The organism is Streptomyces sp. NPDC043996 (genome assembly GCF_056435225.1).
Genome location: NZ_JBWKEY010000003.1, coordinates 599,849 through 625,859 on the forward strand (window position 1 = coordinate 599,849; position 26,011 = coordinate 625,859).

Annotated in this window: 27 protein-coding genes, 1 tRNA gene, 1 pseudogene and 1 riboswitch; of the genes and pseudogenes, 10 read left to right on the forward strand and 19 right to left on the reverse strand. The window is 72.0% G+C overall.

The features are described from left to right. Positions 1–49: 49 nt before the first annotated feature. Positions 50–376 carry a DUF6412 domain-containing protein gene (locus AC07A4_RS10020; RefSeq protein WP_478595466.1) on the reverse strand — a complete coding sequence of 109 codons (327 nt, stop codon included), beginning with the start codon at positions 374–376 and terminating at the stop codon, positions 50–52. Between the two features lie 154 nt (positions 377–530). Continuing rightward, positions 531–1,061: a winged helix-turn-helix transcriptional regulator gene (locus AC07A4_RS10025; protein WP_478595469.1), complete on the reverse strand. Its 531-nt coding sequence runs from the start codon at positions 1,059–1,061 to the stop codon at positions 531–533. Between the two features lie 148 nt (positions 1,062–1,209). On the opposite strand from AC07A4_RS10025, the gene AC07A4_RS10030 reads away from it, so the two are divergent. Continuing rightward, positions 1,210–2,616 (forward strand): MFS transporter, encoded by a 1,407-nt coding sequence (locus AC07A4_RS10030; RefSeq protein WP_478595470.1) that lies wholly within the window; start codon positions 1,210–1,212, stop codon positions 2,614–2,616. Here the strand turns inward: AC07A4_RS10030 and AC07A4_RS10035 are convergent. Together AC07A4_RS10035 and AC07A4_RS10040 are read right to left on the reverse strand one after the other, a co-directional pair. Beyond that, on the reverse strand, positions 2,579–4,096 hold the full coding sequence (locus tag AC07A4_RS10035) for a sodium:solute symporter family protein (protein WP_478595473.1): 1,518 nt from the start codon (positions 4,094–4,096) through the stop codon (positions 2,579–2,581). The two genes, AC07A4_RS10030 and AC07A4_RS10035, sit on opposite strands and share 38 nt — an antisense overlap. After that, positions 4,093–4,302, reverse strand: coding sequence for a DUF3311 domain-containing protein (locus AC07A4_RS10040; RefSeq protein ID WP_478595940.1), 210 nt, complete (start codon positions 4,300–4,302; stop codon positions 4,093–4,095). The genes AC07A4_RS10035 and AC07A4_RS10040 overlap by 4 nt, the downstream gene beginning before the upstream one ends. Before the next feature lie 126 nt (positions 4,303–4,428). Between AC07A4_RS10040 and AC07A4_RS10045 the strand changes: the two genes are divergently transcribed. After that, on the forward strand, positions 4,429–5,478 hold the full coding sequence (locus tag AC07A4_RS10045) for an SEC-C domain-containing protein (protein ID WP_478595475.1): 1,050 nt from the start codon (positions 4,429–4,431) through the stop codon (positions 5,476–5,478). Here the strand turns inward: AC07A4_RS10045 and AC07A4_RS10050 are convergent. The 3 genes from AC07A4_RS10050 to AC07A4_RS10060 all read right to left on the reverse strand — a co-directional run bounded on the left by AC07A4_RS10050 (position 5,475) and on the right by AC07A4_RS10060 (position 8,353). Next, the gene (locus AC07A4_RS10050) at positions 5,475–6,401 is read right to left on the reverse strand and encodes a YDG/SRA domain-containing protein (protein ID WP_478595477.1); all 927 of its coding nucleotides are present in this window, start codon (positions 6,399–6,401) and stop codon (positions 5,475–5,477) included. The genes AC07A4_RS10045 and AC07A4_RS10050 overlap by 4 nt on opposite strands. Before the next feature lie 61 nt (positions 6,402–6,462). Continuing rightward, positions 6,463–6,915, reverse strand: coding sequence for a hypothetical protein (locus AC07A4_RS10055; protein ID WP_478595479.1), 453 nt, complete (start codon positions 6,913–6,915; stop codon positions 6,463–6,465). 148 nt (positions 6,916–7,063) lie between these two features. Then, positions 7,064–8,353 (reverse strand): DUF445 domain-containing protein, encoded by a 1,290-nt coding sequence (locus tag AC07A4_RS10060; protein ID WP_478595943.1) that lies wholly within the window; start codon positions 8,351–8,353, stop codon positions 7,064–7,066. Between the two features lie 329 nt (positions 8,354–8,682). Between AC07A4_RS10060 and AC07A4_RS10065 the strand changes: the two genes are divergently transcribed. Next, entirely contained in the window at positions 8,683–10,017 is a 1,335-nt protein-coding gene (locus AC07A4_RS10065) for an SGNH/GDSL hydrolase family protein (protein ID WP_478595481.1), read from the forward strand. 64 nt (positions 10,018–10,081) lie between these two features. Here the strand turns inward: AC07A4_RS10065 and AC07A4_RS10070 are convergent, their stop codons facing one another. Continuing rightward, positions 10,082–10,444 (reverse strand): roadblock/LC7 domain-containing protein, encoded by a 363-nt coding sequence (locus AC07A4_RS10070; RefSeq protein WP_478595945.1) that lies wholly within the window; start codon positions 10,442–10,444, stop codon positions 10,082–10,084. Here AC07A4_RS10070 and AC07A4_RS10075 point away from each other — a divergent pair. Both AC07A4_RS10075 and AC07A4_RS10080 read left to right on the forward strand, forming a co-directional pair. Then, positions 10,337–10,852, forward strand: coding sequence for a hypothetical protein (locus AC07A4_RS10075; protein WP_478595964.1), 516 nt, complete (start codon positions 10,337–10,339; stop codon positions 10,850–10,852). The two genes, AC07A4_RS10070 and AC07A4_RS10075, sit on opposite strands and share 108 nt — an antisense overlap. A gap of 169 nt (positions 10,853–11,021) precedes the next feature. Further along, positions 11,022–11,421, forward strand: a pseudogene (locus tag AC07A4_RS10080) (roadblock/LC7 domain-containing protein). Between the two features lie 225 nt (positions 11,422–11,646). On the opposite strand, the gene AC07A4_RS10085 reads toward AC07A4_RS10080, so the two are convergent. The 4 genes from AC07A4_RS10085 to AC07A4_RS10100 are packed head-to-tail and all read right to left on the reverse strand — an operon-like array spanning position 11,647 to position 15,207. After that, positions 11,647–12,468, reverse strand: a complete 822-nt coding sequence (locus tag AC07A4_RS10085; RefSeq protein ID WP_478595483.1) for a DUF1707 SHOCT-like domain-containing protein — start codon at positions 12,466–12,468, stop codon at positions 11,647–11,649. Between the two features lie 10 nt (positions 12,469–12,478). Further along, positions 12,479–13,489, reverse strand: a complete 1,011-nt coding sequence (locus tag AC07A4_RS10090) for an ABC transporter ATP-binding protein (RefSeq protein ID WP_478595486.1) — start codon at positions 13,487–13,489, stop codon at positions 12,479–12,481. 1 nt (position 13,490) lies between these two features. Continuing rightward, on the reverse strand, positions 13,491–14,393 hold the full coding sequence (locus tag AC07A4_RS10095; protein WP_478595487.1) for an ABC transporter permease: 903 nt from the start codon (positions 14,391–14,393) through the stop codon (positions 13,491–13,493). After that, positions 14,386–15,207, reverse strand: a complete 822-nt coding sequence (locus tag AC07A4_RS10100) for an ABC transporter permease (protein ID WP_478595489.1) — start codon at positions 15,205–15,207, stop codon at positions 14,386–14,388. The genes AC07A4_RS10095 and AC07A4_RS10100 overlap by 8 nt, the downstream gene beginning before the upstream one ends. A 202-nt stretch (positions 15,208–15,409) precedes the next feature. On the opposite strand from AC07A4_RS10100, the gene AC07A4_RS10105 reads away from it, so the two are divergent. Continuing rightward, positions 15,410–18,283, forward strand: a complete 2,874-nt coding sequence (locus tag AC07A4_RS10105) for a transglycosylase domain-containing protein (RefSeq protein WP_478595492.1) — start codon at positions 15,410–15,412, stop codon at positions 18,281–18,283. Positions 18,284–18,507: 224 nt separating this feature from the next. Here the strand turns inward: AC07A4_RS10105 and AC07A4_RS10110 are convergent, their stop codons facing one another. From AC07A4_RS10110 to AC07A4_RS10120, 3 genes are all read right to left on the reverse strand, one after another. Continuing rightward, entirely contained in the window at positions 18,508–18,828 is a 321-nt protein-coding gene (locus tag AC07A4_RS10110) for a DMT family transporter (RefSeq protein ID WP_478595494.1), read from the reverse strand. Between the two features lie 29 nt (positions 18,829–18,857). Next, a riboswitch (guanidine-III (ykkC-III) riboswitch) is annotated at positions 18,858–18,928 on the reverse strand. A 41-nt stretch (positions 18,929–18,969) separates the two neighbouring features. Beyond that, positions 18,970–19,272, reverse strand: coding sequence for a GroES family chaperonin (locus tag AC07A4_RS10115; protein ID WP_055568690.1), 303 nt, complete (start codon positions 19,270–19,272; stop codon positions 18,970–18,972). Between the two features lie 97 nt (positions 19,273–19,369). Next, complete coding sequence (locus AC07A4_RS10120; RefSeq protein WP_478595497.1) at positions 19,370–19,696, reverse strand: DUF3618 domain-containing protein; 327 nt, start codon at positions 19,694–19,696, stop codon at positions 19,370–19,372. Between the two features lie 169 nt (positions 19,697–19,865). Between AC07A4_RS10120 and bcp the strand changes: the two genes are divergently transcribed. Together bcp and AC07A4_RS10130 are read left to right on the forward strand one after the other, a co-directional pair. Beyond that, positions 19,866–20,333, forward strand: a complete 468-nt coding sequence (bcp, locus tag AC07A4_RS10125; RefSeq protein WP_478595500.1) for a thioredoxin-dependent thiol peroxidase — start codon at positions 19,866–19,868, stop codon at positions 20,331–20,333. Between the two features lie 60 nt (positions 20,334–20,393). Further along, positions 20,394–20,477: transfer RNA gene (locus AC07A4_RS10130), tRNA-Leu, on the forward strand. 85 nt (positions 20,478–20,562) lie between these two features. On the opposite strand, the gene rdgB is transcribed toward AC07A4_RS10130, so the two are convergent. The 4 genes from rdgB to AC07A4_RS10150 form a co-directional block, all read right to left on the reverse strand. Further along, the gene (gene rdgB, locus AC07A4_RS10135) at positions 20,563–21,165 is read right to left on the reverse strand and encodes an RdgB/HAM1 family non-canonical purine NTP pyrophosphatase (RefSeq protein WP_478595503.1); all 603 of its coding nucleotides are present in this window, start codon (positions 21,163–21,165) and stop codon (positions 20,563–20,565) included. 147 nt (positions 21,166–21,312) lie between these two features. Further along, positions 21,313–21,711 (reverse strand): hypothetical protein, encoded by a 399-nt coding sequence (locus tag AC07A4_RS10140; protein ID WP_478595506.1) that lies wholly within the window; start codon positions 21,709–21,711, stop codon positions 21,313–21,315. A gap of 187 nt (positions 21,712–21,898) precedes the next feature. After that, positions 21,899–22,630 (reverse strand): ribonuclease PH, encoded by a 732-nt coding sequence (gene rph / locus AC07A4_RS10145; RefSeq protein ID WP_478595509.1) that lies wholly within the window; start codon positions 22,628–22,630, stop codon positions 21,899–21,901. A gap of 132 nt (positions 22,631–22,762) precedes the next feature. Then, positions 22,763–23,074, reverse strand: coding sequence for a PTS sugar transporter subunit IIB (locus tag AC07A4_RS10150; RefSeq protein ID WP_478595512.1), 312 nt, complete (start codon positions 23,072–23,074; stop codon positions 22,763–22,765). Positions 23,075–23,218: 144 nt separating this feature from the next. Here AC07A4_RS10150 and AC07A4_RS10155 point away from each other — a divergent pair, with 144 nt between their 5' ends. Next, positions 23,219–24,532 carry a PTS transporter subunit EIIC gene (locus AC07A4_RS10155; protein WP_478595515.1) on the forward strand — a complete coding sequence of 438 codons (1,314 nt, stop codon included), beginning with the start codon at positions 23,219–23,221 and terminating at the stop codon, positions 24,530–24,532. A gap of 228 nt (positions 24,533–24,760) precedes the next feature. Beyond that, complete coding sequence (locus tag AC07A4_RS10160; protein ID WP_478595518.1) at positions 24,761–26,011, forward strand: PTS transporter subunit EIIC; 1,251 nt, start codon at positions 24,761–24,763, stop codon at positions 26,009–26,011.

Sequence of the window (26,011 nt, forward strand, 5' to 3'; positions counted from 1 at the left end):
CGTCGGCATGACGACCCGCGCGGGGTCCGGGGGTGGAGCCGGGGGTTCCCTACGCGGCGGCCGTCAGGAGGGAACGGCCGGGTGCTCGCGGCCGGGTGCGGCCCCGGGCGTCGGGGTCGCGCTGCGGCAGGAAGGCGGTGCGCCGCTCGCGGTCGCGGATGGCGGTGCGCACGCGGGTGCGGGGCACGGCGGGCGCGGAGCGGGCGGCGAGCAGGGAGCACAGGGCGAGCGCGGAGCCCGCGGCGGCGGTCGCGGCGAGGGCGACGGCGCCCACGAGGCTGCCGGTGTCGGCGAGGACGGTCTCGACCAGGAGGACGAAGAGCAGCACGGCGGGCCGCAGGGCCGTGCCCCAGCGCTTGACCAGCTCCCTGATCACGCCGTCCTCCCCTCTCCGTACGAGTACGCTCCCTGTCCAGCTCTGTCCAGCCTGTTTATACAGGATCAGTCGCCCGTACGGGTGAAGCGGGACCGGCCGCGCACACGGGACCGGCCGCGCACGCGGCCCCGGCCGCTCACGCCACCTCGGCCCTTCACGCCGCCTCCGTCACCACCGGCTGCAGCAGGCGCCGGGGGCCCAGCAGGGCCCGGCTGACCGGATCGCTCGGGTCCGGATCGAGCCCGGGGCCCGGCAGCATCTCCACGTCCCCGACCGGCACGAGGTGCCCGCAGGCCGGGCACTCCCCCGCGGGCCCCAGCTCCGTACCGCACCGCGCGTGCCGGAAGTAGCGCAGCGCCGCGGTGTCGCTGAAGGTGTCGCGCCCCCAGGCGCCGAGCGCGCGCAGGGCGGGCCACAGGGCCTGCCCGCGCTCGGTGATCACGTACTCGTGGCGGCGGGGGGCGTCGGCGAGGGGCCGCTTCTCCAGGACGCCCGCCTCGGTGAGCGCCTGGAGCCGCGATGCGAGGACCGCGCGGGGGATGCCGAGGTGGACGAGGAAGTCGTTATAGCGCCGGACGCCGTAGAGCGCGTCGCGCACGACGAGGAGCGTCCAGCGCTCCCCGACGACTTCGAGGGCGCGGGCGATGGAGCACTCCTGCGCCGCGTAGTCCTTGCCGAGAGCCATGGCCCCCACTGTAACCACGTCACCGCATCGAGGTTCATTCATTGAACTTCCTCATGCTACGGTCGCCCGCAGATGCAAGTTCAATGAATGAACCTCGACGCGGGACGGCGGTACGCCCCCCCGCACGCGTCCCGAAGGAACCCGGCCCATGCCCAAGACCGTCACCGCCAAGGCCACCCCCGCCCCCGCGCCCGCCGCGCGCGAACGCCCCGGCCCCACCCTCGCCCTGACCAGCGCCGCGACCTTCATGGCCCTGATGACGTACACGGCCCCGATGGTCACGCTCTCCGACACCGCCGCCGCGCTCGGCACCTCCCTGTCCGCCCAGGCCTGGCTCCTGAACGGCACCCCGCTCGGGCTCGCCGCCCTGCTCCTGGTCGCGGGCAGCCTCGCCGACGACTACGGACGGCGCCGGGTCTTCCTGTACGGGACGTTCGCGCTCGCCGTCACCACGGCGCTCGGCGGCCTCGCCACCTCGACCTGGATGTTCACGCTGGCCCGCGTGGCCCAGGGCGCCGCGAGCGCGGCCGTCATCGCGGCCAGCCTCGGCCTGATCGCGCGGGCCTTTTCCACCGGTCCCGGGCGGATCCGGGCGACCGGCGTGTGGGGCGCGTTCGTCAGCGGCGGCATCGCCGTCTCGCCGCTCGTCTCCGGCGGCATCGCGACGCTCGCGGACTGGCGGCTGCCGTACGTCGTCCTCGGCCTGGCCACCCTCGCCATCGGCGCCCTCGGGCCGCGTGCCCTGACCGAGTCCCGGTCCCCGCGCGCGGGCCGCCCTGACCTCGCGGGCGCGCTGACCTTCGGCCTGGCCCTCGTCGCCCTGCTCGCCGCGCTCACCCTGGGCCGCGACGGCTGGCTGCGCGCACCCGTCGGCGCGCTGCTCCTGGCGTCGCTCGCCCTCCTCGCCGCGTTCACATACGTGGAACGGCGGTCGGCGACCCCGATGCTGGACCTGGGGCTCCTGCGCCGCCCCCTCTTCCTGGCCTCCTCCGCGGGCGGCCTGTTCACGGGCCTGTCGGTGATCGCCCTGTTCAGCTATCTGCCGACGGTCCTGCAGCGCTCCATGGGCCTGTCCGCGATGGGCACGGCCTGGCTGTTCGCCCTGTGGGCGGGCACCTCGTTCCTGGTCGCGCTCCAGGCGCGGCGCCTGGCGGGACGCGTGAGCGCGCGGCACCAACTGGCCGTCGGCTTCCTGATGCACGCCGTCGCGGCCGTGACAATGCTCGGCGCGGCGAGCGCGGGTTCCTGGCCGCGCCTGCTGCCAGGACTGCTGCTCTCCGGCGCGGGCAGCGGCCTGCTGAACGCCGCCCTGCCGCTGCTCGCCGTCGAGTCGGTGCCGCCCGAGCGCGCCGCGATGGGCTCAGGGGCGGGCAACACCGCCCGCTACATCGGCTCGGCGGCGGGCGTCGCCCTGATGATCGCGGTGACCACGGCCTCCGGCTCCGCCCCGGCCGCCCTCGCGCGCGGCGCGAACACCGCGCTGCTCGTCTCTGCGGGCCTCGGCGTCCTGGCCGCGCTCACCGTCGTACTGGCACGGGAGCGGGGTCCGCGCTGACCTCCCCGGCCGGGTCCCGGGCCAGCACCTCGGCGTCCGCCCGGGTGTCCCGGTCGACGGGACCGGCGTACGACACCGCGAGCGCGACCGCCAGGTTCGCCGCGAGCGCGACGATCCCCGCGTTCACCCCGAACACCGGGTCGTGCTCGGTGAACACGAGCGCGCACACCACCGCCACGCCCACGACGAGCCCGCTCACGGCGCCCGCCAGGGTAAGGCGCCGCCACACGAGCCCGATGAGCAGCATCGGCACGAGCTGCGCCATCCCCTCGTAGGAGATCAGCGAGAGCCGCACGAGGGTGTTGGGCGTCGCGTACGTCAGGACGAGGGCCAGCGCGCCCGCGGCCACGACGACGCCCTGCGAGGCGAGCTTCTGGCGCGCGGGCGACCGCCACCGGGGCAGCAGCGAAAGGACGCTGCTGCCCCACATGGTCCCGATGACCAGCATGAACACCGCCATCGGCACGATGGACGAGAGCGCGGCGGCCACCCCCACGAGCCCCACCATCCACGCCGGCAACGAGTCCACCACCAGCTTGAAGAGCGCCAGGTTCGACCCGGCGCCGCTCAGCCCCGGCACCACGAACAGCGCCGCGAGCCCGAGCAGCATCGGCACGAACAGCAGGACGTTGTACGCGGGCAGCCAGATGGCGTTGCGGCGCAGGGCGTCGGCGCCGCGCGCGCCGAGATAGCCCGCGACGGTCGTCGGGAAGATCACGACGGTCAGGGCGTTCAGGAACGAGGTGGTGGCGAACCAGGCCTCCCCGTACGGGGACCCGCCGCTCCCGGGAAGCGTCAGCCACGCCCGCTTCTCCTCCACGACGCGGTGCAGGAAGTCCCCGTACCCGTCGAAGTAGTGCAGCGGCACGTACACGACGAGGAACGCGAGCGTGCCGATGACGAGGACGTCCTTGAGCACGGAGACCCACGCGCTGCCGCGCAGGCCGCTCACCACGACGAACCCGGTGGTGACGGCGAAGCCGATGAAATAGGCCCAGTTCAGGCTGATGGCGCCGTACGAGATGGTCGAGACGACGACGCCCATCCCCGTGATCTGCAACTGGATGTACGGCAGCAGGAAGACGGTGACGAGCACGGCCACCCCGGCGCCGAGCCAGGGCCGGTCGTAGCGGTGCGCGACCATGTCGCTGATGCCGACGAGGCCGTGCCGCCGCGCGTAGTCCCAGAGCAGCGGCCCCACCACGTACCCCACGGCGTATCCGCACGACATGTAGGCGACGACGTACAGGACGGGCGCGCCGTAGTTGTACCCCCAGCCCGCGGCCCCCAGATAGCTGAAGCTGGTGTACCCCTCCCCCGCCATCAGCACCCAGATGAACACGGGCCCAAGGGACCGCCCGCCCACGGACCACTCGGCGAGCCCGCCCTGCTTCCCCCGGCCCCTGACCGCGAGCAGCCCGAGCGCGACGGTGGCGACCATGAAGACCCCGAACACGGAGGTCGCGACGGCGGTGTTCACGGGCGCCGCCCCTTCTGGTCGCCCCGGTAGGCGAGCCAGACGGCCACGGGCGTGAGGACGGTGGCGGCGAGCAGCCACACGAACAGGAAGGGCAGCCCGAGGACGACGGGCTCGACCCGGTTGGCGAACGGCAGCGCCCCCACGTACAGCACGAACGGGACGAGCAGCCAGAGCAGATGCGGCCGACGGCGAATGATCACGAACAGCGAGCCTACCGAGGGGGCCCGCCCCGGGGTCACCGACCGGAACCGGGCCCTGACCGGGCCCTGACCGGCCACACCGACGGCGAAGCCCATACTCCCCACCCCGGGTACGGCAGTACGGTGTCACCCATGCGCCCCGACACGCCTGCCGACCACGTCGACCACATCGCCGAAGCGGAGCGCCTGGAGCGCACCGCGGGCCTCTACCCCGAGGACGCCGAGCACCTCCTCCTCCAGGCCGCGGCCCACCTGGAGCTGGCCGACGCCCGCGACCGCGCGACGACGCTCTACGACCAGTTGCTCTCGCCGTCGGCCCCGCACCCGCCGGAGAACCCGACCTTGATCCGCGCGCTCAAGGCGGCGAACCTCTGGGAGTACGGGCACGAGGCGGAGGCGCGGGCGATCATAGAGGGCGTGCGCGGCACGCGGCCGGTGGACGCCGCGCCGTGGGTGATCGTGGCGGAGTCCCTGGAGTCCCACGACGAGCTGGACCAGGCGCACGACACGTTCACCGAGGCCCTGGGCCGGCTCCTGCCCGACCCGGACCTCGAACCCCCCTACGCCACGCACCCGTTGCTCTACGGCCGCCACCGCGTGCGCCGCCTCCTGGGCGCGGCCCACGACGCCTGGGACGAGCGCGCGGACCGCGTCCACCGGGCCCGGGCGGCGGCGACGGGCCGGGCGCCGGTCCCCCTGGACGAACTCCACGACCCCAAGCGGGTCTGGTCCCTCGGCTCCGAGAACCCCGAGGAAATCCGAGCCGAAATCACCCGCCTCCAGGCCGAGTTGGGCACCTACCGCGAGGCCCTCTCCCGCCCCTTCCCGGTGGCGGTCCTCCACTGGCCCGCAACGGAACTCACCGAACTCCTCACGGCGTACCCGGCCCTCTCCTCCGAGTACCCCACCCACGAGGCCCACCTGTCGACCATAGAGTCCTCCCTCCGCGAACTCTCCACCTCCGGCACCCCCAACCTCGGCATCGTCACCGGCACGGTCCCCTCCTACGAAGCCTTCGCCGCCTCCGAGGGCACACCCCCCTCGGACCCGGCCCTCCTCCCCCAGTACGCGACGACACTGGCGGCCCGGGGGCGGGCGGTGGAGTGGCCGCCTCGGGGGGATGAGGGGTGTTGGTGCGGGTCGGGGAATTCCTACACCGAGTGCCACGGAGTGGACCACTAATTCCGCGTTCGATCCGCCCAACGCGACCGGTGCTGCTGAAGGAACTCTGTCTTGATGTGGTGCCGGTTGCGAATGACGTGAAGCTCACGCACGAACTTCTGCGTGATGCCGTCGATGACCTTGAGGTCGTCCGAAATCAGCAAGGCGCCGTTATCAAACAGCACATGGCAATTGGGGCAGAGGCAGAGAATGTTCTCGGCGACGTCAGCACCTCGGTGCGGCGCCCCCAGTGCCTGTATGTGGGCGCCCTCGCTGTAGCGATTACCCTCAGCGTCAATGACTAGGGGGTTTCGGCACACTTGGCATACGTTGTCGTACATCTCCTTGACCCTGCGCGCAGCGCGCGTGTTCCTCACCCTGCGCTGTGTCGTGACATACCGGGCGACTGACTTCTCAAGCGCCGTCATGTCATCGCTGATCTCGACTTCGACATCGCCCGGGAGTCGCTCTCCCTCTTCCTTGACGAGCCGGAACTGCCACATGACGTAGCCCTGTTCCGTGTAGGCCTTCCAGTGGTCTTCGACCAGGTAGATACCCGCGTACTCGTATCCCCCGCGGGCCTTGCCGTTGACGACGCCCAGACCACGCACGAACCGAATGGGAAGACCTTCCCGCTGGTTCTTCACCAATCCCGCGTTCGGCCCGATGAGTTCCTGGTCCTGTGTCAGCCGGCCCTTCACCGGCGAACCACCCATGCCGGTGTAGATGACTACGTCGCCTTCGTCCCGGTCGCCCTCGTACCCACCGCTAGCAACAATGGAGTCCACACCCTCGTGGGCGGTTCCTGAGATGCCCCAACCCAAGCGGCGATGCACATGAGCGGCGTGCAGGTCCGTCTGTCGGTCGAAGCGCTGGCCCTCCTCCACAGAGGGCGGTGGCCCGAAGTAGATTCCCTTGGAATTTTTCGTCGACGATCTCGGCATACGAGCATTCTGCCGAACGGGGTCCCCGCACCCGCACCCGCACCCGCACCCGCGGGCAACGCTAGCCCTGCATACGCCCCTCGAAGGGCCCCGCCGCAGCCCCACCCCCGCGGAACTGTCGCGCGACCCCCGCCACCGCGAGCACCACAGCCGTGCCCGCCACCGTGAGCACCGCCCACGCCACCGGCCAGGGCGACGCGTCCGGGGCCTCGTGGGTCAGGAAGGACGCGAGGAGGAGGGCGGCCGGGGGTGCGGCCACCACCGGGAGGATCCAGTACAGGCGGTCGCGGTAGCCGAAGTACGCGGCCAGGGCGAGGACCGTGATGGCCAGGGCCGTGATGCCCGCGTCCGTGACGGGGGTGGTCTCCTCGATGGCGCCGGGCGACTCCGGGCGGTTGCGCAGGTCCCAGGGCAGGAACAGCAGATACGAGGCGGCCGCCAGGCCCGCACCCAGCAGACGGACCACGCCTCGCTCCAGGAGAGGGCGGGCGCGCAAGGGGCTCAGTGCGTTCATGTGTACGACGATGGCGCGCGAGGGGGTGGGGTGCCTGAGTACGCGTACTCAATTCCCCTTGCCCGGCGGGTCCCTTGGGGACCGGCCCGCCGAGTACGGCCAGGCGCCGCCGGAGGCCGGAGGAGGGAGGTCGGAGGCCGGAGGAGGGTCAGCCTACGAAGAAGCGTGACACCGTGTAGATCGCCAAGCCCGCCAGCGAGCCCACCACCGTGCCATTGATGCGGATGAACTGCAGGTCGCGGCCGATGTGGGCCTCGATCTTCTTCGAGGTGTGCTCGGCGTCCCAGCTCGCGACGGTGTCGGTGATCAGGGACGTGATCTCGTCGCGGTACGTCGTCACCACGTACACCGCCGCGCCCTCGACCCAGCCGTCGACCTTCTCCTGGAGGCGGGGGTCCGTCTTCATGCGCGTACCGAGCGAGAGCAGCGAGGCCCGCACCCGCAGGCGCAGCTCGCTGCGCTCGTCCTCGGCGGCGGCCACGATCATCTGGCGGACCGCGGACCAGGTGGAGGCGATCAGGTCCTGCACCTCGCCGCGGGCGAGGATCTCGCGCTTGAGGCGCTCCACGCGCGCGCGGGTGTCGGTGTCGGACTGGAGGTCGGCGGCGAAGTCGGTGAGGAAGCGGTCGAGGGCGCCGCGCGCGGGGTGCTCGGGCATGTCCCGCATCTCGGTGACGAAGCGGAGCAGCTCCTTGTAGACCCGCTCGCCGACCTTCTTGTCGACGAAGCGCGGCGTCCAGCCGGGGGCGCCGCCCTGCACCGCGTCCATGACCTGGTCGGAGTGGAGGATCAGCCAGTCGTGGGCGCGGACGCAGACCAGGTCCACGACCCGCCGGTGGCCGCCGTCCGCGACGACCTTCTCCAGCATCTTGCCGAGCCCCGGCGCGATCTCCCGCGCGTCCGCGCGGCGCGTGATGGCCTCGCCGACGACGGCCTGCACGTCCGAGTCGCGCAGCACCGTGAGCGCCCCGCGCAGCGCCGTGGCCAGCTCGGCGGTGACCCGGTCGGCGTGCTCGGGCTCGGCCAGCCAGGCGCCGAGGCGGCCGCCGATGCCGACGGCGCGCAGCCGCTGGCGCACCACCGTGCGGGAGAGGAAGTTCTCGCCGACGAATTCGCCCAGGGACGCGCCGAGCTGGTCCTTCTTCTTCGGGATGATCGCGGTGTGCGGGATGGGGATGCCCAGCGGATGGCGGAAGAGCGCCGTCACCGCGAACCAGTCGGCGAGCGCGCCGACCATGCCCGCCTCCGCGGCCGCCGCCACATACCCGGCCCAGGCCCCGGCGCCCGCGTTCCCCGCCCACTTCGCGAGGACGTACACGACCGCGACGAACAGCAGCAGCCCCGTCGCGGTGAGCTTCATACGGCGTACGCCGCGCTGTTTCTCCTCGTCGGCGGTGCTGTACGTGAAGCCGCCGGCCGTGCCGGTGGCTCCCCTCATGGCGCGGCCGGTGCGGGCCGCGTGCTCCTCATCCACGTCGCCGTCCACATCGCCGTCCACGTCGCCCGGCTTCCCACTCTTCGTGCGTTCCATCGCTGGCGCCCCGTCTCGCGTCGGCCCTGGCCCTCATACGCATTGTCGCTTTCCGCGTTTCTTTCCGTGGGACCGGTCCACGGTCCCTTCCTGACCTACTCCCGGAACGAACCACGAGTTCCCGGCGTCTGAGTGAGCGGAGGGGGGCAGTGTCGGCTTCCTCGCGGCCCATGACGCATCATGGGGTCTTCACACCGGAGCCTCGGGCTCCCCCTGCCCGAGGAGAGACCGCCCGCATGACCAAGCGTCACGGTTATGCACTCCTTGCCGCCCTGCTCGCGGTCATCGTGGCCGTCTCGGCCGCCATATACGTCGGCGTCACGGGCGCCGACGACGCGAAGGACCAGGTCAGCGCGGGCCCCCGGACGCCCCGCAACTCCGCGGCCCCCGCCTCCGCTGGCACCTGGGTCGGCACCTGGTCCGCCTCCCCTGCGGGCGCCGAGCCCGGCACCGAGGCCCGCGGCATGGCGGGCCGCTCCGTGCGCAACGTGGTGCACACCAGCGTCGGCGGCGAGGGCGCCCGCGTGACGCTTTCGAACCTGTACGGCAGCCAGCCGCTGACCCTCACGCACGCCTCCGTCGCGGTGGCCGCCGCGCCCAACAGCCCATCGGCGGCCGCGGGCACGCTGCGCCGCCTGACGTTCCGCGGCGAGACCTCGGTCGTCGTCCCGGCAGGCCGCCAGGTCGTCAGCGACGCGGTCCGCCTGCGCGTCCCGCACGACGCGGACCTGCTGATCACCACGTACTCACCGACGCCGTCGGGCCCCGTGACGTACCACCCGCACGCCCGCCAGATCTCCTACGTGGCCGACGGCGACCGCACGGAGGACACGAGCGGCTCTGCGTACCACGAGCAGAGCCCGTACTGGCGCTACGTCGCCGCGGTCGACGTCCTCAGCAGCGACACCGACGGCACGGTGGTCGTGCTCGGTGACTCCATCACCGACGGCATCACCTCCACCATGGGCGCCAACCGCCGCTGGCCGGACGTCCTCGCCGACCGGCTGCGCGAGCGGTCCGGAGCGCCGCGCTACAGCGTCGTGAACCAGGGCATCAGCGGCAACCGCGTCCTGTCGGACGGGAAGCCCGGCGCCGTCGCGGGCGCCCCCGCGGGCAACCCCAGCGGCCTGTCCCGCTTCGACCGCGACGTCCTGGACCGGACCGGCGTCAAGGCCGTCGTCATCGCCCTCGGCATCAACGACATCCTGCGCAACCCGCGCGAGACCGACGCCCGCCGCATCACGGACGGCCTGCGCGAGCTGACCCGGCAGGCCCACACCCGTGGCGTGCGCGTCGTCGGCGCCACGCTCATGCCCTTCGGCGGCCACCGCGGCTACACCCCCGCCCTGGAGGCGGTGCGCCAGGCCGTCAACGCCGAGATCCGCTCCGGGAAGGTCTTCGACGAGGTCGTCGACTTCGACAAGGCCCTGCGCGACCCGTATGACCCCCGCAAGCTCCTGCGCCGCTACGACTCGGGCGACAGCCTCCACCCGAGCGACGCGGGCTTCCGGCGCATGGGTGAGGCGTTCGACCTGGCGGACCTGAAGGGGTCGGGGGCGGCGGAGCTCTGAGGGCTCCGCGCGGGCCGGATGCGTTCCGTGGCGGTCGTTGGGCCGTCATGTGCTCATGACCTGCTTACGCCCCGTTCGTCAGGATGGTGTCGATGCGCCGCAGGACCGGCTGGGACGCGCGGTGCAGGCGGTCGAGGTCGAGCCCCTCGTCACCCAGGACGACGAAGAGGGCGTTGTCGCCGACCGCGTAGACGGCCGCGCGGCCACGGCTGCCGTAGGACACCGTCCTGCGCAGCGAGCCCCGTTCGGCCACCGCGACCAGGCGCTGGGACAGGCCCAGGCTGGCGGCGGCCAGGGCGGCGAGGCTCTCGGCGTCGACGTGCTCCTCACCGCGGGCGGCCGGCTGCCGCGCGCGGTCTGGGACGAGGCGGCCGGGCGCGCGGGGCCGCGCCGCGGGGCCGGGCAGTACCTGGTCGCCGAGGGCCACCTCACGCCCGGCGAGCTGGAGATCTGCTCGCTCACCGCGCTGCACGACGCCGCCCTGTTCGCCCTGGCGCCGGGCGGCGGGCCGACGCGGTTCCGGCACGGGGTGGGGCACGGCATCGGCGCGGTGCGCCCCGTACCGGCCGCGGCCGTGGCGCGGGAGGCCAGGCGGCGCCGGACCCTCCTCGACCGCGCCTGGCCGGGCCCGGCGGCCGACACCGCGCCCGTGGTCCGCCGCCCCGCACCGCCCGGCACGAGCGTGCCCCGGCGGCAGCGGGCGCTGCTCGACCTCGCCGACGGCCGCCGCACCCCCGGCGACCTGTCCCGGCTGCTCGGCCGCCCGGCCTTCCACGTCCTCCTCGAAGTCCGCCGCCTGGCGGCAGCGGGCCTGATAGCGCTTAGCAAGGAATGAGACCCACCACGCCCGCCCCCGGGCTCCGGCTTCACCCCGCCCGACGTGGCGCTGCTGCGCCGGGTCCGCGCCGCCCTGGAGGCCCTGTGACGCCCGGCGCCGCCCACCGGGACGTGAGTGCCCCGTGAGGGGGCGGGCCGCGTGGCGACGCGCCTGGAGGAGGGAGCTGATGGCGGCGGGACCCGGTCTGCTCGACGAACTCAGACGGCTGCGGGCCCGTGTCCCCCAGCTGACCGGGGCCCTCGCGGCCGGCACCGACGGCCGCGTGCTCGCCCGGGACACCACCGACGAGGGGGCACCGCACCTCGTCACCCTCACCGTGGACGCCCTCGGGGCCGCCCTGCGCCTGGCGGACGCCGCCGGGTCAGGGGCGAGCCGGGGAACTCCTCATCCAGGGCGAGGGGGGCTGCGTGGCGGCGTACGCCGCGGGCCCCTCCGCCGTCCTCACCCTCCTGGCGGGGCCGCGCGTCAACGTGGGCCGGCTCCAGCTGGAGGCACGCCGGTCCAGCGCCCGTATCGGCGAACTGCTCGACGGCGCGCTCGAACGACTGGAGAGCACCAGACCATGACACCTCCCGCAGCCCGATCCGGCACCCGACGAAAAGGAAGTGCGAGCCCCATGTACCAACAGCGGCCTGTTCCTCTATCTGGCCCTCGACAAGGACAAGGCGAACCTGGCGATGGCCCGGCACCAGCTGAAGCGGATCGAGGCGGAGCTCGACGTCTGACCGCGGACGGCCGGACGCGGCGGGGGCGGCACCGCCCCCGCCGTGCCCGGCCGCCCCCGGAAGCGTCTACTCCGGGTCCCCGCCGCGCAGGCGCCGGTGGTGGTCGTCCGTCGCCTGGCGATGCAGCTCGTGCCTGCGCTCGTGCTCGAGCCGCCGCGCCTCCCTGGCCTCCAGCTTCTCCCGGCGGCGCTCCTCCTTGACGCGCAGCCGCTCGGCCCTGCGGAGCTTGCGCTCCACGCCGACGCCGCCCATCAGGGCGAAGCCGGTGACGGTGACGCGCGGCGAGCCGGACGTGCCCACGCCGGTGGCCTCGTCGCTGAAGCCGCCCATGATGCCGAAGCCCCTGACGGTGACGTCGAGTTCGGGCGGCACGACGACCTGGATGCCGCCCATGACCGTGAAGCAGCGGATGACGACCTCGCGGTCGGCGAAGCGCGCCTCGCGCAGGTCGATCTCGCCGCCGCCCCACATCGCGAACGAGGTGAAGACCCGCCCGACGGTCCAGCCGCCCTTGCGGCTGAACCCGCTCCAGAAGGCGAAGCCGCCCGTGGAGGAGGGCTCGCTGCCCACGACCACGCGCTCCGACCAGTCGATCTCCGCCGAGTCGCCGTCGGCGGACCGCTTGACCAGGGAGGTCTTGGGGGCGGCCGCGCCCGCCGCGGGCAGGTCCTTGGTGAGGGGCGCGAGCTCGCCGTACGTACGGGCCCGGTACGCCGCGTCCACCCGCTCGTTGAACTCGTCCATGTCCAGGCGGCCCTCGGCGAGGGCCTCGCGCAGGACCTCGGCGACGCGTTCGCGGTCGGCGTCGGAGGCGCGCAGGTCGGGGCTCGGCGAACCGGCGACGGCCGGCGGCGACGCGGGCGGCTGGGAAGACTCGGCGTCCGTCATACCCCGCAGCCTACGAGGTCCCCCTGTCGGCGTACATCTTGGCGATGACCGCCTCGATGTCCGGCTCGCGCACCGACAGGTCGGCCAGCGGATAGCGCTCGGCGATCGCGGCGACCAGCGGCGCCGCCGAGGCGGCCGCGGGGAACGCCAGCCACTGCCGGGGCCCTTCCGTGCGGACGACCCGCGCCGACTCGACCTGGAGCGGCGGCAGTTCCCGCTCCAGGTCCACCACCAGCATGCGCTCGCTGCCGCCCGCCTCGTGCAGCCCGTCGAGGTCGCCGTCGTACACCAGCCGCCCGTGGTCGATGACCATCACGCGCCGGCACAGCTGCTCGATGTCGGTGAGGTCGTGGGTGGTGAGCAGGACCGTCGTGCCGTTGTCGGCGTTCAGGTCGCGCAGGAAGCCGCGCACCTTCGCCTTGCTGACCACGTCGAGGCCGATGGTCGGCTCGTCCAGGTAGAGCACCTGCGGGTCGTGCAGGAGCGCCGCCGCGATGTCGCCGCGCATGCGCTGCCCGAGCGACAGCTGCCGCACGGGCACGTCCAGGAGTTCCCCCAGGTCGAGGAGTTCCACGCACCGGTCGAGGTTCTCGGCGTAACGGGCGTCGGGGATGCGGTACATGCGGTGCATCAGGCGGTACGAGTCGATGAGTGGCAGGTCCCACCAGAGCGTGGTGCGCTGGCCGAACACGACGCCGATGTGGCGGGCGAGGCGGGCGCGCTCGCGCGCCGGGTCGATGCCCGCGACCCGCAGCCGCCCGCCGCTGGGCGTGAGGATGCCGGTCAGCATCTTGATCGTGGTCGACTTGCCCGCGCCGTTCGGCCCGATGTAGCCGACCATCTCGCCGCGCGGCACCGTGAAGGAGATGCCGTCGACGGCCCGCACCTCGCGCCGCTCCCGGCGCAGGAAGCCGGTCTTCCTGCGCACGTCGAAGACCTTCTCCACGCCGTCGAGCGTGATGAAGTCCCCGTCTGCGGCGTCCGTGCCCGTACCGGTGTCCGTGCGGGTGTCGGTGGCCATGTCAGCTCCCTGTGCTGCGGTACGAGCGGAGTCCCGCGCGCCAGGCCAGGCCCGCGAGCGCCAGGCACGCGGCGGCCACCAGCGGCGGCGTGAAGGCGACCCACCGCGGCAGGTCGAGGGGGTAGGCGCGGTCGAGGACGTACAGGCCCGGCAGCCAGTTCACGAAGGCGATCGGCACCACGAAGGTCACCCCGCGCACCAGGTCCTTGGCGAAGACCGTCGGCGGGTACTGCAGGAGCGTGTTGCCGCCGTACGTGAAGGCGTTCTGCACCTCCGAGGCGTCCTGCGCCACGAACTGGAAGGCGGCGCCGCCGACGAACGCGGCGAGGAAGATGCCCGCGCCGCTGACCAGCATCAGCGGGATCAGCAGGACCTTCAGCGGGGTCCAGGCGATGTCGACGGTCCAGAAGGCGTACGCGAGGACGAGCCCGCCCTGGGTGATCCGGCCGAGGCGGCGCAGCGCGAAGCGGTCGGCGGCGACCTGGGCGAGCACCGGGGCGGGCCGCACCAGGAGGGTGTCGAGGGTGCCGTCGCGCACCCGGCCGCCGAGGCGGTCCATGGAGCCGACGGCGAGGTCGGCGATCCCGAAGGCGGTGGTGGCGACGCCGTACAGGAAGGCGATCTCCCCGAGGCCGTAGCCGCCGAGCCGGTCCACCTGGGAGAACATCAACAGGATCGCCGCGAAGTCGAGGCCCGTCACCAGGAGGTTGCCGAGGGCGGTCATCGCGAAGGACGCGCGGTAGGCCATCGTGGAGCGGATCCACATGGCGGTGATCATCCGATAGGCGCGCAGGCCGTCCCGCAGCCGCGCGAGCGGCCCCGCGGGGCCTTCGAACCCGGTGGGCCCCCGGTCGGCCGCCCGCTGCCGCCGCGCTGTCGTGTCAGCCGCTGTCGGGTCAGCCACCCTGCACCACCACCCGTCGCGTCGCCAGGCCCTGGAGCAGCCGCCCGACGGCGAGCAGCCCGGCGGCCCACGCGGCCTGGAAGGCGTACGTCCACAGCAGGCCGGCGCCGGTGTGCTTGCCGAGGAACACGTCGGCGGGCACCTGGAGCAGCGCCGACCAGGGCAGGGCCCGCGCGATCTCGCCGAGGGTGCCGGGGAACACGTTCAGGGGCAGCAGCAGGCCGGAGAAGAACATGCCCGCGATCCACGACATCTGGGCCACGCCCGAGCCGTCCATGAGCCAGAAGGCGCTGAGCGCGACCAGGAAGCGCAGCGCGAAGCTGACGACGACGCCGAGGAACACGGCGACGAGCGTGGCGAGCCAGGTCAACGGATTCGTGGGGAGCGCCAGTTGGAACAGGAGCGCCCCGCAGGTCATCGGCACCACGCCGCGCCCCAGGAGGTGGAAGGCGGCCCGGCCGAGATCGCCCGCGAGCCACCAGGCCTGGAGGTCGACGGGGCGGTGCAGGTCGATGGCGACATCACCGGTGCGGATGCGGTTGATCAGCTCCTCCTCGAAGCCGCCGCCCATCGCCGCGACCGTCATCAGGAGGGCCTGGCCGAGCCATACGTACGTCAGGGCCTGCGCCTGGTCGTATCCTCCTAGTCCGGGTCTCTCTTCCCAGAGGGCTATGTAGGTGTAGGCCAGGATCACCCCGAACACGGTGTTGGTGAAGACACCCGCCAGCGTCGCCATGCGGTACGTAGCGAATCTCCGGAAGTTTCCTCCGGCGACGGCCGCGTACAAGCGGAACCGTCCTGTTCTCACGGACATCCCTTTCAGAGAGCCTCGTCCCGCTCCAGGCCGAGCGCCCGGACCGGTAGGTCCGGACCGAAGCGCAGGAGCCTAATGTGAGCGGGGCCGTCCGTGCCAGGCAATTTCGCCGCGCGGCGCGTGCCTGGTCGGAAGGGCATGCGGAGACAGTGTGCAATGGGTCGTACGAGGCGTACGACGCGAACTGGGAGTTCCGCGAGACATGAGCAGCGACGAGCCGCAGCAGCAGCGTGGTCCCGGGCGCGGGCCCGCTGACGGGCCCGGTGAGCCCGCCGCCCGCGAGGACGGGCCCGAGGCCTCCAGGGGCCGCCGCGACGCGGGCCCCCAGAGCGGACGGACCAAGGGCGGGCCGGGCCCGGCGACCGAGCCGGGCGGTCCCGCCGCCAGCGACCCCGCCACTCAGCAGATCCGCCCCGTCACCGACCGCGACAAGCCCGCCCCGGGCAAGGGCGCCCCTGGCGCCTCCGCCCCGGACCCCGCGACCCAGCAGATCCGCCGCGTCACCGGCCACGACAAGCCCACCGCCGCCCGGCCGCAGGGCGCCGCGGGCGGGCCCGAAACGCGGCGCATCCGTCCCGTGCGCCAGGACGGCCCCGGCGCGGCGCACCAGGAGTCCGGCGCGGGCAAGCCGCAGGGCTGGGCGCCCCGTGAGCCCGGCGGCGGGGACGGGAACGGCGACGGCGGCCCGGCGGCCCCGGCCACCGCCCCCGGCAAGAAGGGCAAAAAGGGCAAGCGGCCCAAGCGCAAGGGCTGGCGGCGTCTGATCCCCACCTGGCGGATGGTGCTCGGCACGTTCATCGTCCTGATCCTGCTCGGCGTGGGCGCGTTCATGACGGGCTACTTCCTGGTGAACATCCCGCCCGCCAACGCCATGGCCACCAAGCAGAGCAACGTCTACCTGTACGCCGACGGCACCGAGATCGCCCGCGACGGCAAGGTCAACCGCGAGAACGTCCCCCTTTCGAAGGTTCCCAAGAAGGTCCAGCACGCGGTCCTCGCCGCCGAGGACCGGGACTTCTACAGCGAGTCCGCCGTCGACCCGAAGGCGATGCTCCGCGCGGGCTGGAACACGCTCACCGGCAAGGGCAAGCAGTCCGGCTCGACGATCACCCAGCAGTACGTGAAGAACTACTACCTGGCGCAGGAGCAGACGGTCTCCCGCAAGGTGAAGGAGTTCTTCATCGCGATCAAGCTGGACCGCGAGGTCAGCAAGGACGAGATCCTCCAGGGCTATCTGAACACCAGCTACTTCGGCCGCAGCGCGTACGGCGTGCAGGCCGCCGCGCAGGCGTACTACGGCAAGGACGTCGAGGACCTGTCCGTCGGCCAGGGCGCGTACCTGGCGACCCTGGTGAACTCCCCCAACGCGTACGACGTGGCGACGCACCCGGAGAACAAGCCGCGCGCCGTCGGGCGCTGGAACTACGTCCTGGACGGCATGGTCAAGGAGGGCTGGCTCGACAAGGCCGAGCGGGACAAGGTCAAGTTCCCGATGCCGGAGCAGGCGAAGGGCGCGCCGGGCCTGTCCGGGCAGCGCGGCTACGTCGTGAAGGCCGTCGAGGACTATCTGATCGAGAACCGGATCGTCGACGAGGACGCCCTCAGCAAGGGCGGCTACCGCATCACCACCACCCTGCAGAAGCCCCGGCAGGACGCCTTCGTCAAGGCCGTCGACGAGCAGGTGATGTCGAAGGTCGACAAAAAGGCCCGCAAGATCGACAAGAACGTGCGCGTCGGCGGCGCCTCCGTGGACCCGAAGACCGGCGAGGTCGTCGCGATGTACGGCGGCATCGACTACACCAAGCAGTTCGTGAACAACGCGACCCGGCGCGACTACCAGGTCGGCTCGACCTTCAAGCCGTTCGTGTTCACCTCGGCGGTGGAGAACGGCTCGGTCACCCAGGACGGCCGCCCGATCACGCCGAACACGATCTACGACGGCAACAACCGGCGCCCGGTGCAGGGCTGGGACGGCGGCACGTACGCGCCCGAGAACGAGGACGACGGCCAGTACGGCGACATCACCGTGCGCGAGGCCACCGACAAGTCCGTGAACTCGGTGTACGCGCAGATGGCCGTGGACGTCGGCTCGGACAAGGTCAAGGACACCGCGGTCGCGCTCGGCGTGCCCGAGAAGACCCCGGACCTGACCGCGTCCCCGTCGATCGCGCTCGGCCCGTCCACGGCCTCCGTCCTGGACATGACCGAGGCGTACGCCACGCTCGCCAACCACGGCAGGCACGGCACGTACACGATCGTCGAGAAGATCACCAAGGACGGCAAGGACATCGCCCTGCCCGCGCGCAAGAAGTCGACGGCGGTGAGCCGCGAGGCCGCCGACACCACGACGTCGATCCTGCAGAGCGTGGTGCAGTCCGGCACGGGCCGCGAGGCGCTCGCCGCGGGCCGTCCGGCGGCGGGCAAGACCGGTACGGCGGAGAGCGACAAGGCGGCCTGGTTCGCGGGCTACACCCCCGACCTCGCCACCGTCGTCGCCGTGATGGGCCAGGACCCGGTGACCGCGGCGCAGACCCCGCTGTACGGGGCGCTCGGCGAGGCCCGCATCAACGGCGGCGGCTACCCGGCGAAGGTGTGGGCGCAGTTCACCAAGGACGCCCTGGAGGGCAAGCCCGTCAAGGAGTTCGACCTCCAGCTCGAGCCGGGCTCGGAGGAGCCGGTCGCTCCCGACCCCGCGGAGTCGGCCCAGGAGCCGGAGGAGGACACGGACGGCGCCACCGACGGCGCGACCGGCGGCGGTGACGACGGCGGCCAGGACGGCGGCACCACGGACGGCGGCCAGACCGGCGGCGACCAGGGCGGCCAGACCGGCGGTCAGCAGGGCGGCCAGACCGGCGGTCAGACCGGCGGCGACCAAGGCGGCCAGACCGGGGGCCAGACCGGCGGTGACCAGGGTGGCCAGACCGGGGGCGACCAAGGCGGCGCGGACGGGGGCGGGGCCGCGGACGGCGGTGCGGCCGACGGCGGCGCGGACGGCGGGGGCGGGGCCCAGGGCGGCGCCGCGCAGGGCACGCTCAGCGGCCTCACCACGGGCGCGAACGGCCGCCGCGCCGACTGAGCGGACGGGCGCGCCCGCTCAGGGCGCGCCCGTCGGCGGCAGGGCCCTAGGGCCTGTCGTCAAATCCCCCGCCGTTCGCCCGAAGGGCGGGCCGCGCGGCGTCTGGTGCGTGCGATCGCAAGGCGCCGGAAGGTCCTCGTAGCGGAGCTACTAGGGCCTTTCGGCAACGCGGCGAGCGTGCGTGCCAGGCGCCGCGCGGCAGGCGGGGGATTTGACGACAGGCCCTAGTGGCCGCTGGTCGCCTTGAGGCCCACGACGGCCACGAGCAGCAGGCACACGAAGAAGATCCGGGCCGCGGTGGCGGGCTCGCCGAGCGCGACCATGCCGACCACCGCGGCGCCCGCGGCGCCGATGCCGACCCACACGCCGTAGGCCGTGCCGATGGGGAGCGTCTTGGCCGCGTACGACAGCAGGAACATGCTCGCGACGATGCCCGCGCCGGTGAACACACTCGGCCACAGACGGGTGAACCCCTCGGTGAACTTCATGCCGATCGACCAGCCGACTTCGAGCAGACCAGCGACGATGAGCAGGACCCAGGCCATGACGGCACCTCCGAGAACGAGACTTCAGGGGTGCGTCGTCTTTGCGGGGCCCGGTACGGCGCGTCTCGTCGGGGTCCCCCCACGGTAGCAAAAGGCAGGCAAAAGAGGCTGGTGACAACGGTCACCAGCCCCTTCCCACACCTACAGGTAGAGCCCCGTGGAGTCCTCCGAGCCCTCGAAGCGGTCCGCGGCCACGGCGTGCAGGTCGCGCTCGCGCATCAGCACGTACGCCACGCCCCTGACCTCGACCTCGGCCCGGTCCTCCGGGTCGTACAGGACCCGGTCGCCGGGCTCGACCGTGCGCACGTTCTGCCCGACGGCGACGACCTCGGCCCAGGCCAGGCGCTTGCCGACGGCCGCGGTGGCCGGGATCAGGATGCCGCCGCCGGAGCGCCGCTCGCCCTCGCTGGTGTCCTGGCGCACGAGGACGCGGTCGTGCAGCATCCGGATCGGCAGCTTGTCGTCGTGGGTCCTTGGGTCATGTGTCTTGGCGCTCACGCCCCGAACCTACCTGCCCGCGGGCGCCCTGTACGCCCCCGGGTCAGCCCTTGCGGCGGCGCGAGCCGACCGTGAGGAGCCCCACGACTCCGATGACGACCATGGCCACCGGCACGATCCGCTCCACGCGGGGCGAGCCGTCCGCGCCCACGAACTGGCTCCGCACGTCGGAGACGAAGCGGTTCGCCCCGACGTAGGCCCGGCCGAGGGACTGGTCCACGCTCGCCGCGACCTTCGCCTTGGCGTCGCCGACGATCGTCTTCGGGTGGACCCGCACCCCGATCTCGTCGAGGGTCTCGGCGAGCTGGTCGCGCCGGCGCTTGATGTCCGCCTCGATCTGCGCAGGGGTCCTGGCATCCGCATCCGACACCGCGCTGCCTCCGTGGGTGTGAGCCGTGTACCTGTGTACCTATGTGATCCACAGTCTGTCCGTGTGTTCACAGTCTGTCAGCTCCAGGCGCGCCGCACCCCATGGCACCCCCATTACGCTCGACACCGTCACCAGACCCCGAGCGTCATGCCTTTGCGAGGAGACCCAGATGAGCGAGCGACTCAAGCCCGGCGACCAGGCCCCCGCCTTCACCCTGCCCGACGCCGACGGCAAGGAGGTCTCCCTCGCGGACCACAAGGGCCGCAAGGTGATCGTGTACTTCTACCCGGCCGCCCTGACCCCCGGCTGCACCAAGCAGGCCTGCGACTTCACCGACAACCTGGACCTGCTCGCGACCGCGGGGTACGACGTCATCGGCGTCTCCCCGGACAAGCCGGAGAAGCTCGCGAAGTTCCGCGAGAAGGAGGACCTGAAGGTCACCCTCGTCGGCGACCCGTCCAAGGAGACCCTGGAGGCGTACGGCGCCTTCGGCGAGAAGAAGCTGTACGGCAAGACGGTGACCGGCGTGATCCGCTCGACGGTCGTCGTGGACGAGCAGGGCAAGGTGGAGCACGCGTTCTACAACGTGAAGGCGACGGGCCACGTGGCCAAGATCATCCGCGATCTGGGCATCTGAGGTCCCCGCGGCCCTCGAACGCCGGGCCACGGCCACTACGATGGGGCCTTGCGCTGACGCGCGGCCGTGGTGGAATTGGCAGTCACGCTGGGTTTAGGTCCCAGTGGGGTAACACCCGTGAGGGTTCGAGTCCCTCCGGCCGCACACGTCACGAAGGGCGCTCCCGCAGCACGCGGGGGCGCCCTTCGCCGTTCGCGGGGGGGGCGCCCTTCGCCGTTCGCGCGCCGCCTCAGCCAAGGAGCTCCCGCACCACCGGTGCCAGTGCGCGGAAGGCCTTGCCGCGGTGGCTGATGGTGTTCTTCTCCTCGGGGGTGAGCTCCGCGCAGGTGCGGGTCTCGCCCTCCGGCTGGAGGACCGGGTCGTAGCCGAAGCCGTTCGTGCCCGTCGGGGCGTGGCGCAGGGTGCCGACGAGGCGGCCCTCGACGACGCGCTCGGTGCCGTCGGGCAGCGCGAGCGCCGCCGCGCAGGCGAAGTGGGCGCCGCGGTGGGCCTCGTCGATGTCGCCGAGCTGCGCCAGGAGCAACTCCAGGTTGGCCCGGTCGTCGCCGTGGCGCCCGGCCCAGCGCGCGGAGAAGATGCCGGGCGCCCCGCCGAGCACGTCCACGCACAGGCCCGAGTCGTCGGCCACGGCGGGCAGACCGGTGGCCTTGGCCAGGGCGTGCGCCTTGAGCAGGGCGTTCTCGGCGAAGGTGACGCCGGTCTCCTTGACGTCGGGGATCTCGGGGTAGGCGTCGGCGCCGACGAGTTCATGGGCCAGGCCCGCGTCGGCGAGGATCGCCCGGAGCTCGGTGACCTTGTTGGCGTTGCGGGTGGCGAGGATGAGACGGGTCATGGGACCAGTATCTCCGCCCCGCCCGGGGGCTTGATCGGCGGCGGGGAGCCGCCGCCGGGCCCGCGCGGGCCGCGTTCAGCCGGTCAGAAGGCCAGACGGTCAGTCGGTCAGTCGGTCAGTCGGTCAGTCGGTCAGACGCCCAGTTGGTCAGTCGGTGCAGACCTTGGTCAGTTCCTTGGCCGCGTCGACGGCCGGGCTGAGGTCGGGGGTCTTGTCGCCGCCGTCCTTGGAGGCGTCGCGGATGTTGTCGACGGCCTTCTCCAGGTGGTCGAGGGCCTTGTCCACGTCGGCGTCGTCAGACTTGTCGCGGATGTCGTCGAGGTTGTCCTCGATGTCGTCGAGGGAGTCGTCGGCCTTCGACGGGTTCAGGGCCGCGTCCTGCGCCGCTTCCTGCATGTCCTCGATGTTGTCGTGTATGGAGTCGGCGGTCTTGACGCAGTCGACGGCCTTGTCGACCGGGTCGCAGGCGGCGAGGCCGACCACGGCCGGCGCGACGAGCAGTGCGGCGACGACGGCGGTGGCGGTTCGGCGGTGGCGCGCGGCCATGTGGATGTCCCCTCCCGGATGCGGGCGGGCTCACGGCTTGGCCCGTACACCCGCACCCGTAAGAACGCCCTACCGGGGGCGGACGGTTGCTCGCCCGCCACCGGCGTCGCGCACGCCACCCCGGCCGACTGGCGCCCTGCGGGGGCGACTTGGGACCGTGGTCCCGCCTGCCGGGGCTCCTCTGGGACTACAGTCCCTTTTCCAGCGCGGCCAGCTGGAGCGCGGTGAGCTCCGCGCAGCCTCCGACGGCGAGGTCGAGGAGCGCGTTCAGCTCGTCGCGGGCGAACGGCTCGGCCTCGGCGGTGCCCTGGACCTCGACGAAGCGGCCGTCGCCGGTGCACACGACGTTCATGTCGGTGTCGGCCTTGACGTCCTCCTCGTACGCGAGGTCGAGCAGCGGCACGCCGCCGACGATGCCGACGGAGACGGCGCTGACGGTGCCGGTGAGCGGCTGGCGCCCGGCCTTGACGAGCTTCTTGCCCTGCGCCCAGGCGACCGCGTCGGCGAGGGCGACATAGGCGCCGGTGATGGCGGCGGTGCGGGTGCCGCCGTCGGCCTGGAGGACGTCGCAGTCCAGGACGACGGTGTTCTCGCCGAGCGCCTTGTAGTCGATGACGGCGCGCAGCGAGCGGCCGATGAGGCGGGAGATCTCGTGCGTACGGCCGCCGATCTTGCCGCGGACGGACTCGCGGTCGCCGCGGGTGTTGGTGGCGCGCGGCAGCATCGAGTACTCGGCGGTGACCCAGCCCTCACCGCTGCCCTTGCGCCAGCGCGGGACGCCCTCGGTGACCGAGGCGGTGCAGAAGACCTTCGTGTCGCCGAAGGAGACGAGGACGGAGCCCTCGGCGTGCTTGCTCCAGCCGCGCTCGATGCTGATGGGGCGGAGCTGTTCGGGGGTACGGCCGTCGAATCGAGACATGCGGTGAGCCTATCCGGCGCCGGGCCGCCCGTTCATCGGCGGAGCGGCGGTCGACGGCGCCCCGCGACAGCGCGAAGGCCCCGTTCCGGTCAGGGGGGAACGGGGCCTTCACGGGACCGGCAGGGCCCGGTCTCACATCATGTCTTCGATCTCCGCGGCGATCGGGTCCGCGTCCGTACCGATGACCACCTGGATCGCCGTGCCCATCTTGACGACCCCGTGCGCGCCCGCGGCCTTCAGGGCCGCCTCGTCGACCAGGCCCGGGTCGTTGACCTCCGTGCGGAGACGGGTGATGCAGCCCTCGACCTCTTCGATGTTGTCGATGCCGCCGAGCCCGGCAACGATCTTCTCAGCCTTGCTGGCCATTGCTTTCTCCCTGCTGTGAAAGGACGCGGCCTCAACACCGTAGGTCCGCTTTGCCACGGTAACGCACGGTTGGCCCATCTTCGCGGGCGGTCACGGCGGCCGCACCCCATCATGACGATCAAGGTGTCACCCCTGACCAGGGGCCCACCGCGCACCCGTCCGCAACTGGTCTACACCAGTTTTCAACGACCGCCAAACTGGCTGGTTCCAGGAGGAACGCCGATGAGTTCCGACGCCGCCGCGGTACCGCAGAAGAAGTGGTGGAACGGCCTCTTCCAGGGCCTGCAGAAGATGGGCCGCAGCCTCCAGCTGCCCATCGCCGTGCTGCCCGCCGCCGGCATCCTCAACCGGCTCGGCCAGCCGGACGTCTTCGGCGACGACGGCCTCGGCTGGACCAACGTCGCCAAGGTCTTCGCGGCCGCGGGCGGCGCCCTGCTCGACTCCTCGCTCGGCCTGCCGCTGCTGTTCTGCATCGGCGTCGCGATCGGCATGGCCAAGAAGTCCGACGGCTCCACGGCGCTCGCCGCCGTCGCGGGCTTCCTCGTCTACTACGCCGTCCTTCGCGCCTTCCCCGACGACTGCGCCGCCGGGGCCGACTTCGCGGGCGCCGGGATGTGGAGCGGGGTGTGCGTGGCCGAGGACGGCACCTCCTCGCAGGCCGCGTACCAGAACCCAGGGGTCTTCGGCGGCATCGTGATGGGCCTGCTCGCGGCCTGGTTCTGGCAGCGCTACCACCGGGTGCGCCTGGTGGACTGGCTCGGCTTCTTCAACGGCCGCCGCCTGGTGCCGATCATCATGGCCTTCATCGGCCTGGTCTTCGCGGGCCTGTGCGTCTGGGTCTGGCCGCCGATCGGCGACGGGCTCACCAGCTTCTCCAAGTGGCTGGTGGACCTCGGCTGGCTGGGCTCGGGCATCTTCGGCGTGGCCAACCGCGCGCTGCTCACCATCGGCCTGCACCAGTTCCTGAACACGTTCGTCTGGTTCCAGTTCGGCGACTTCACCAAGCCGGACGGCACCGTGGTGCACGGCGACATCAACCGCTTCCTCGCCGGGGACCCCACGGCGGGCCAGTTCACCTCGGGCTTCTTCCCGATCATGATGTTCGCGCTGCCCGCCGCGGCCCTCGCGATCACGCACGCCGCCCGCCCCGAGCGCCGCAAGGTCGTCGGCGGCATGATGCTCTCGGTCGGCCTGACGTCCTTCGTGACCGGCATCACCGAGCCGATCGAGTACTCCTTCCTCTTCATCGCCCCGCTCCTGTACGCGATCCACGCGCTGCTCACCGGCGTCTCGATGGCGGTGACGTGGGCGCTCGGGGTCAAGGACGGCTTCAGCTTCTCCGCGGGCCTGATCGACTACGTGATCAACTGGAGCCTGGCCACCAAACCCTGGCTGATCATCCCCATCGGCCTGGCCTTCGCGGTCGTCTACTACGCTCTCTTCCGCTTCGTCATCCATAAGTTCGACCTGCCCACGCCGGGCCGCGAACCGGAAGAGGAAGCAAAGGCGTTGGACGAAGAGCAGACTAAAGCGTAGGCCTCAAGCGGAACCCCGCTCAGAGCCTCCCGAAAGGCCCTCGGACCGCCCGGTCCGGGGGTCTTTCGTCGCGCTTGTGACGGTATGGCCGACCCCACAGGAATCGCGGGTTCCTTATGTCGCCTTGACCGTGTTACAACAGGTCTACACCACTGAGTGGTGTAGACCACCTGGATGCTGTCGAACCCCCGAACTGTCCCCTGACAGCACCCGCACATGGAGGAAGTCATGAGTACGGCCACCGCCAAGGCGGCGCCCGCGAAGAAGCGGGGCTCAAGTCTGTTGCAGGGTCTGCAGAAGGTGGGACGCAGCCTGCAGCTGCCCATCGCCGTCCTGCCCGCGGCGGGCATCCTGCTGCGCCTCGGCCAGCCGGACGTGTTCGGCGCCGACGGCCTCGGCTGGGGCAAGGTCGCCACGGTGTTCGCCAACGCCGGTGACGCGGTGTTCGCGAACATGCCGATGCTGTTCTGCATCGGTGTCGCGATCGGCTTCGCGAAGAAGGCGGACGGCTCCACGGCGCTCGCCGCCCTCGTCGGCTTCCTGGTCTACACGAACGTCCTGAAGGCGTTCCCGGTCACCGAGGCGAAGATCATGAAGGGGGCCGACGTCGCCGCGACGTACAACGACCCCAAGGTCTTCGGCGGCATCATCATGGGCCTGATCTCCGCCGTGGTGTGGCAGAAGTTCCACCGCACCAAGCTGGTGGACTGGCTCGGCTTCTTCAACGGCCGCCGCCTGGTGCCGATCATCATGGCCTTCATCGGCACCGCCCTGGGTGTCTTCTTCGGCCTGTGCTGGGGCCCGGTCGGCGACGCGATCACCAGCTTCGGCGAGTGGATGACCGAACTCGGCTCGGTCGGCGCGGGCATCTTCGGCGTGGTCAACCGCGCGCTGCTCCCGGTCGGCATGCACCAGTTCGTGAACACCGTGGCCTGGCAGGAGATCGGCTCCTTCACCGACTCCGCCGGTGCCGTCTGGCACGGCGACATCCAGCGCTTCATGCACGGTGACCCGACCGCGGGCCAGTTCATGTCCGGCTTCTTCCCGATCATGATGTTCGCGCTGCCCGCCGTCGCGCTCGCCATCACGCACACCGCACGCCCCGAGCGCCGCAAGGTCGTCGGCGGCATGATGATGTCCCTCGCGCTGACCTCGTTCGTCACCGGCATCACCGAGCCGATCGAGTTCGCGTTCATGTTCATCGCGCCGGTCCTGTACGTGATCCACGCGGTCCTCACGGCCGTCGCCATGACCGTCACCTGGGCCCTGGGCGTCCACCACGGCTTCACCTTCTCCGCGGGCGCCATCGACTACGTCCTGAACTGGAAGTTCGCCGACAAGCCCTGGCTGATCATCCCGATCGGCCTGGCGTTCGCGGCGGTCTACTACGTGGTCTTCCGCTTCGCGATCGTCAAGTTCAACCTCCCCACCCCGGGCCGTGAGCCCGAGGAGGAGATCGAGGACCTGACGAAGGCGTAG

Bases quoted from the DNA above. Each gene is read 5' to 3' on its own strand.
- AC07A4_RS10060 (WP_478595943.1), bottom strand. From the start codon at position 8,353: ATGAGGGGAGCCACCGGCACGGCCGGCGGCTTCACGTACAGCACCGCC.
- AC07A4_RS10090 (WP_478595486.1), bottom strand. From the start codon at position 13,489: ATGGCCACCGACACCCGCACGGACACCGGTACGGGCACGGACGCCGCA.
- AC07A4_RS10100 (WP_478595489.1), bottom strand. From the start codon at position 15,207: ATGTCCGTGAGAACAGGACGGTTCCGCTTGTACGCGGCCGTCGCCGGA.
- AC07A4_RS10110 (WP_478595494.1), bottom strand. From the start codon at position 18,828: ATGGCCTGGGTCCTGCTCATCGTCGCTGGTCTGCTCGAAGTCGGCTGG.
- AC07A4_RS10050 (WP_478595477.1), bottom strand. From the start codon at position 6,401: ATGCCGAGATCGTCGACGAAAAATTCCAAGGGAATCTACTTCGGGCCA.
- AC07A4_RS10105 (WP_478595492.1), top strand. From the start codon at position 15,410: ATGAGCAGCGACGAGCCGCAGCAGCAGCGTGGTCCCGGGCGCGGGCCC.
- AC07A4_RS10055 (WP_478595479.1), bottom strand. From the start codon at position 6,915: ATGAACGCACTGAGCCCCTTGCGCGCCCGCCCTCTCCTGGAGCGAGGC.
- AC07A4_RS10025 (WP_478595469.1), bottom strand. From the start codon at position 1,061: ATGGCTCTCGGCAAGGACTACGCGGCGCAGGAGTGCTCCATCGCCCGC.
- rph (WP_478595509.1), bottom strand. From the start codon at position 22,630: ATGTCTCGATTCGACGGCCGTACCCCCGAACAGCTCCGCCCCATCAGC.
- bcp (WP_478595500.1), top strand. From the start codon at position 19,866: ATGAGCGAGCGACTCAAGCCCGGCGACCAGGCCCCCGCCTTCACCCTG.
- AC07A4_RS10150 (WP_478595512.1), bottom strand. From the start codon at position 23,074: ATGGGCCAACCGTGCGTTACCGTGGCAAAGCGGACCTACGGTGTTGAG.
- AC07A4_RS10065 (WP_478595481.1), top strand. From the start codon at position 8,683: ATGACCAAGCGTCACGGTTATGCACTCCTTGCCGCCCTGCTCGCGGTC.
- AC07A4_RS10140 (WP_478595506.1), bottom strand. From the start codon at position 21,711: ATGGCCGCGCGCCACCGCCGAACCGCCACCGCCGTCGTCGCCGCACTG.
- AC07A4_RS10160 (WP_478595518.1), top strand. From the start codon at position 24,761: ATGAGTACGGCCACCGCCAAGGCGGCGCCCGCGAAGAAGCGGGGCTCA.
- rdgB (WP_478595503.1), bottom strand. From the start codon at position 21,165: ATGACCCGTCTCATCCTCGCCACCCGCAACGCCAACAAGGTCACCGAG.
- AC07A4_RS10030 (WP_478595470.1), top strand. From the start codon at position 1,210: ATGCCCAAGACCGTCACCGCCAAGGCCACCCCCGCCCCCGCGCCCGCC.
- AC07A4_RS10155 (WP_478595515.1), top strand. From the start codon at position 23,219: ATGAGTTCCGACGCCGCCGCGGTACCGCAGAAGAAGTGGTGGAACGGC.
- AC07A4_RS10045 (WP_478595475.1), top strand. From the start codon at position 4,429: ATGCGCCCCGACACGCCTGCCGACCACGTCGACCACATCGCCGAAGCG.
- AC07A4_RS10115 (WP_055568690.1), bottom strand. From the start codon at position 19,272: ATGCTGCACGACCGCGTCCTCGTGCGCCAGGACACCAGCGAGGGCGAG.
- AC07A4_RS10085 (WP_478595483.1), bottom strand. From the start codon at position 12,468: ATGACGGACGCCGAGTCTTCCCAGCCGCCCGCGTCGCCGCCGGCCGTC.